Source organism: Citrobacter sp. Cpo061, assembly GCF_030332845.1.
In the GTDB taxonomy this organism is placed as follows: domain Bacteria; phylum Pseudomonadota; class Gammaproteobacteria; order Enterobacterales; family Enterobacteriaceae; genus Citrobacter; species Citrobacter portucalensis.
Map to the genome: position 1 here is coordinate 1 of NZ_JAOWHB010000044.1, position 5,194 is coordinate 5,194.

4 protein-coding genes, 4 tRNA genes and 1 pseudogene are annotated in these 5,194 nt (G+C 49.4%); 2 read left to right on the forward strand and 7 right to left on the reverse strand.

Annotated elements, in window-relative coordinates; genetic code table 11:
• From tuf to OGX97_RS14740, 5 genes are all read right to left on the reverse strand, one after another.
• On the reverse strand, nt 1-1,097 hold a 1,097-nt coding region (tuf, locus tag OGX97_RS14720), incomplete at its 3' end, for an elongation factor Tu (RefSeq protein WP_118262821.1).
• 118 nt (nt 1,098-1,215) lie between these two features.
• Nucleotides 1,216-1,291, reverse strand: a tRNA-Thr gene (locus tag OGX97_RS14725).
• 5 nt (nt 1,292-1,296) lie between these two features.
• Nucleotides 1,297-1,371: transfer RNA gene (locus OGX97_RS14730), tRNA-Gly, on the reverse strand.
• Between the two features lie 114 nt (nt 1,372-1,485).
• Nucleotides 1,486-1,570 (reverse strand) — tRNA-Tyr (locus OGX97_RS14735).
• Nucleotides 1,571-1,578: 8 nt separating this feature from the next.
• A tRNA-Thr gene (locus OGX97_RS14740) sits at nt 1,579-1,654 on the reverse strand.
• A 19-nt stretch (nt 1,655-1,673) separates the two neighbouring features.
• Here OGX97_RS14740 and OGX97_RS14745 point away from each other — a divergent pair.
• Both OGX97_RS14745 and coaA read left to right on the forward strand, forming a co-directional pair.
• Nucleotides 1,674-1,754, forward strand: a pseudogene (locus OGX97_RS14745) (hypothetical protein); the annotation flags it as partial.
• Between the two features lie 289 nt (nt 1,755-2,043).
• Nucleotides 2,044-2,994, forward strand: a complete 951-nt coding sequence (gene coaA, locus OGX97_RS14750; protein ID WP_003031107.1) for a type I pantothenate kinase — start codon at nt 2,044-2,046, stop codon at nt 2,992-2,994.
• Between the two features lie 32 nt (nt 2,995-3,026).
• Here the strand turns inward: coaA and birA are convergent, their stop codons facing one another.
• Both birA and murB read right to left on the reverse strand, forming a co-directional pair.
• The gene (birA, locus tag OGX97_RS14755; protein WP_003826969.1) at nt 3,027-3,989 is read right to left on the reverse strand and encodes a bifunctional biotin--[acetyl-CoA-carboxylase] ligase/biotin operon repressor BirA; all 963 of its coding nucleotides are present in this window, start codon (nt 3,987-3,989) and stop codon (nt 3,027-3,029) included.
• Nucleotides 3,986-5,014 (reverse strand): UDP-N-acetylmuramate dehydrogenase, encoded by a 1,029-nt coding sequence (gene murB / locus OGX97_RS14760; RefSeq protein ID WP_048215164.1) that lies wholly within the window; start codon nt 5,012-5,014, stop codon nt 3,986-3,988. The genes birA and murB overlap by 4 nt, the downstream gene beginning before the upstream one ends.
• Between the last annotated feature and the right edge of the window lie 180 nt (nt 5,015-5,194).

Genomic DNA, 5,194 nt, shown 5'->3' on the forward strand with positions numbered 1-5,194 from the left:
GGGTGGATCAGGGTAACAACCATTTTGATGTTGTCGCCCGGCATTACCATCTCTACGCCTTCCGGCAGTTCGATGGTACCAGTCACGTCAGTAGTACGGAAGTAGAACTGCGGACGGTAGCCTTTGAAGAACGGAGTATGACGGCCGCCTTCGTCTTTGGACAGAATGTACACTTCAGATTCGAACTTGGTGTGCGGCTTGATAGAGCCCGGCTTAGCCAGTACCTGACCACGTTCGATTTCTTCACGTTTGATACCACGCAGCAGAACACCAACGTTCTCACCAGCACGGCCTTCGTCCAGCAGTTTGCGGAACATTTCAACGCCAGTACAGGTAGACTTAGCAGTCTCTTTGATACCAACGATTTCAACTTCTTCACCAACTTTGATGATACCGCGTTCTACACGACCGGTAACAACGGTACCACGACCGGAGATGGAGAATACGTCTTCGATAGGCAGCAGGAACGGCTTGTCAATCGCACGCTCTGGTTCTGGGATGTAAGAATCCAGGAAGCCAGCCAGTTCGATGATTTTCGCTTCCCACTCTGCTTCGCCTTCCAGCGCTTTCAGAGCAGAACCACGAACGATCGGAGTGTCGTCGCCCGGGAAATCGTACTGAGACAGAAGTTCACGAACTTCCATTTCTACCAGTTCCAGCAGCTCTTCGTCATCAACCATGTCGCATTTGTTCAGGAACACGATGATGTACGGAACGCCTACCTGACGACCCAGCAGGATGTGCTCACGAGTCTGCGGCATCGGGCCGTCAGTCGCAGCAACAACCAGGATCGCGCCGTCCATCTGCGCAGCACCGGTGATCATGTTTTTAACATAGTCGGCGTGGCCCGGGCAGTCTACGTGTGCGTAGTGGCGAGTCGGGGTGTCATATTCAACGTGAGAAGTGTTGATGGTGATACCACGAGCTTTTTCTTCCGGCGCGTTATCGATCTGGTCGAATGCGCGAGCAGCACCGCCGTAGGTTTTAGCCAGAACGGTAGTGATTGCAGCGGTCAGCGTTGTTTTACCATGGTCAACGTGGCCGATAGTACCGACGTTAACGTGCGGTTTAGTACGTTCAAATTTTTCTTTAGACATCGATTGTCCCTCTAAGACACGGATAAATCGGTGATATCACCACATCAACCAGGCAATATACCTGAGCTGTTGAATGCTTTTAAAAGTAAACAGAGAGAAACGGGAAGGAGAAGTGAAGTGGTGCTGATACCCAGAGTCGAACTGGGGACCTCACCCTTACCAAGGGTGCGCTCTACCAACTGAGCCATATCAGCACGTCTGGAGCGGGCAGCGGGAATCGAACCCGCATCATCAGCTTGGAAGGCTGAGGTAATAGCCATTATACGATGCCCGCATCCTGAAACTCGGCTACCCAGTTCTTTCTGCAACAAAAAAGAGATTTCTCTCTTTTCTGTTCGAGCTGATTAATTTTTTAATCAACTCAGGCGGCGATAACGCTGCCAGAAAGTGGTGGTGGGGGAAGGATTCGAACCTTCGAAGTCTGTGACGGCAGATTTACAGTCTGCTCCCTTTGGCCGCTCGGGAACCCCACCGGACTTGATGGTGCCGACTACCGGAATCGAACTGGTGACCTACTGATTACAAGTCAGTTGCTCTACCTACTGAGCTAAGTCGGCATCAAGTAGCGCGCATTTTATGGAGACATGCGCACTCATGCAACTAAAAAATTGCATAAAATGTTCTATCGCTCACATTTTGCACTATACGACCGATAAATAATCTATTTCTTCTTTGGATTGGACAAATTTCCAACGTCAGGAGCCTCCTCTGGGAGGAATTTTGCTCCGGCAGGTACGCTTTGATAGAGAGAAAGCACATCTTTATACATCTGGAATACCCGTCACATTGCATTTCAGAGGATGATTTTTTCTTATTATTCCCCCCCATCTGGTGTTACCCTCCTGCCCATTGTCCAAATTAACTGAAATGTGCGTGCCATTGCGTACCGGGATGATTTCGTTTTTTACCGCAGACCTGATATAGCAATGACAGCCAGACCATGCGTATGAGTATAAAAGAGCAAGCGTTAACGTCGCCTTACCTACAGTTTGATCGCAACCAGTGGGCTGCGCTTCGTGATTCCGTGCCGATGACCCTGACCGAGGAAGAGATTGCTCGTCTTAAAGGCATTAACGAAGACTTATCGCTGGAAGAAGTTGCCGAGATTTATTTGCCTCTCTCGCGTTTGCTAAACTTTTACATCAGTTCGAACCTGCGACGTCAGGCCGTGCTGGAGCAATTTTTAGGCACGAATGGCGAGCGTATTCCTTATATTATTAGCATTGCTGGCAGCGTCGCCGTCGGTAAAAGTACGACTGCGCGTGTTTTGCAGGCTTTGCTCAGTCGCTGGCCCGAGCATCGCAAGGTTGAGTTGATTACTACCGATGGCTTTCTCCACCCTAACCAGGTATTGAAAGATCGTGGACTGATGAAGAAGAAAGGCTTCCCCCAGTCCTATGATATGCATCGCTTGGTTAAATTCGTTTCCGATCTGAAATCAGGCGTACCTAACGTCACGGCGCCGGTCTATTCCCATCTCATCTATGATGTGATCCCTGATGGCGACAAAACCGTTGCCCAGCCCGACATATTAATACTCGAAGGGCTAAATGTATTACAAAGCGGGATGGACTATCCTCACGATCCGCATCATGTATTTGTTTCTGACTTTGTCGACTTTTCTATTTATGTTGATGCGCCAGAAGAATTACTCCAGACGTGGTATATCAACCGTTTCCTGAAATTCCGTGAAGGGGCATTTACCAACCCGGACTCTTATTTCCATAACTATGCAAAATTATCAGAAGATGAGGCTATCAACACCGCCACATCGTTATGGAAAGAGATTAACTGGCTGAATTTAAAACAAAATATATTACCAACCCGTGAGCGAGCAAGCTTAATCATGACGAAAAGTGCCAATCATGCCGTTGAGCAAGTCAGGTTGAGAAAATAAATAAAAAAGGGGAGCAACACCTCCCCTTCTTATTACTCAGCGCTTCTTAGCGATATTTCTCCACCCATCCAGGGTTTGATCTCGCCATTTTGTTCAAGCAATAATGCACCTTGCGCGTCTATTCCACGAGAGATGCCAAATATTTCTTTATCGCCAATAATAAGTTTGACCGGGCGGTCGATAAAGTTATCCAGTCTCTTCCAGCGAGACAGATACGGCGCTAAACCTTCGTGCTCAAAGAGCACTAACGCAGCACGCAACTCACGTATCAGTCGGGCAGCAAGGGTATTGCGATCAATGTTAATGCCCGCTTCCTGCAAGTTAATCCAGCCTTGATTAACTACATTTTCTTCAACCCGGCGCATGGACATATTAATACCCGCACCGATAACAATCTGCGCGGCATCCCCTGTCTTACCGGTCAGTTCAACCAGGATCCCTGCCAGCTTACGGTCGAGCAAATAGAGGTCGTTGGGCCATTTTACACGTACCTTCTCTGCGCCCAGATCGCGTAAAACCTCAGCCATGACGATACCAATAACCAGACTCAGGCCAATCGCGGCAGCCGGTCCTTGTTCCAACCGCCAGAACATTGAAAGGTACAGGTTGGCACCAAACGGTGAGAACCATTTGCGACCACGGCGGCCGCGCCCGGCTTGCTGATATTCAGCGACACAGGCATCCCCTGACTCCAGTTGACCTATTCGGTCCATCAGGTACTGATTGGTTGAGTCGATAACCGGCAGGACTGTGATATTTCCACCATCCAGTTGAGAATGAATAAGTGAGGCATCTAATAGTTGGATAGGCTCCGGTAAGCTGTATCCTTTACCTGGAACAGTAAAGACATCAACCCCCCAGTCGCGTAACGTCTGGACATGCTTATTGATTGCGGCACGGCTCATTCCCAACTTTTCACCGAGCTGCTCACCGGAATGAAATTCGCCATCAGCGAGTAATGAAATAAGCGTCAGAGGGACGGTATTATCCTTCATGCAATGATCTCCACAGCATTCATTTCACCCTGCGGGCCAATAAACCGGACCTCTGGTTCGAGCCAGACATTAAATTTCTCACCGACTTTTTGACGTACATGATGTGCAAGTTGCACCACATCCTGACTCGTCGCATTGTCTGCATTGATCAGCACCAGTGCCTGCTGTTGATGTACCGCTGCGCCACCAATACGCATGCCTTTTAGCTGACACTGATCGATAAGCCAGCCGGCTGCCAGTTTCACAGAACCATCAGCCTGCGGGTAATGAGGTGCTGTTGGGAATTTTGCCAAGAGCTCCTGCGCAATCTCTGCGGTGACAACCGGGTTTTTAAAGAAGCTTCCTGCATTACCGTTTACTTTCGGATCGGGCAGTTTTGTCGTGCGCATATGGCAGACAGAATCAAAAACCTGCTGAGGCGTCACCGTTGTAGGATCCAGGCGCGTCAGATCGCCATAGGTCAGTACCGGATGCCACTGTTTAGACAAGCGTAAACCAACAGCAATAATTGCGAAGCGATCCTGGTATTCATGTTTGAAGATGCTGTCACGATAACCAAAGCGACATTCTGCTGCACCAACGCGCAGATGTTTGCCAGTCGACAGCTCAACGCAGTCTACGTATTCGCAGACGCGCTGTAGCTCTACGCCATAGGCACCAATGTTCTGGATTGGCGATGAACCCACGCAGCCTGGGATAAGCGCCAGATTTTCCAGGCCAGGCATACCAAGCTGCAACGTATGCTGGACCAGATGATGCCAGTTTTCACCCGCACCTACGTGCAAATGCCACGCATCAGGTTGTTCTGTAATCTCAATACCCTTAATACGATTGACGATCACCGTCCCCTGGAAGGCATCAAGAAACAGGACGTTGCTCCCTTCGCCCAGGATCAGTACTGGATGATGCGATGCATTGGCTGATTGCCAGGCATTCAGTAATTGTTGTTCATTTTCGGCGCAGACAAGTTCATTCGTTTGCTGATCGATACCGAAGGTGTTCCAGGCTTTAAGGGAGTGATTCATAGACGCTTTCCTGATGCAAAATCGCGCCTAGTTTACCGCATATACCGCAGGATGGCTTGTGTTATGGAGGCTCAGGATATAGCTTTGCACCCGATGGTGCGGTGTTGTGATGTGCCTGATGCGCTGCGCTTATCAGGCCTACAAAATACGTTCAGCCCGGCCCCTGTAGGCCGGATAAGG

What these genes read in the sequence shown, in the direction of transcription:
- coaA (WP_003031107.1), top strand. Translation starts at nt 2,044, where the DNA reads ATGAGTATAAAAGAGCAAGCGTTAACGTCGCCTTACCTACAGTTTGAT.
- murB (WP_048215164.1), bottom strand. Translation starts at nt 5,014, where the DNA reads ATGAATCACTCCCTTAAAGCCTGGAACACCTTCGGTATCGATCAGCAA.
- birA (WP_003826969.1), bottom strand. Translation starts at nt 3,989, where the DNA reads ATGAAGGATAATACCGTCCCTCTGACGCTTATTTCATTACTCGCTGAT.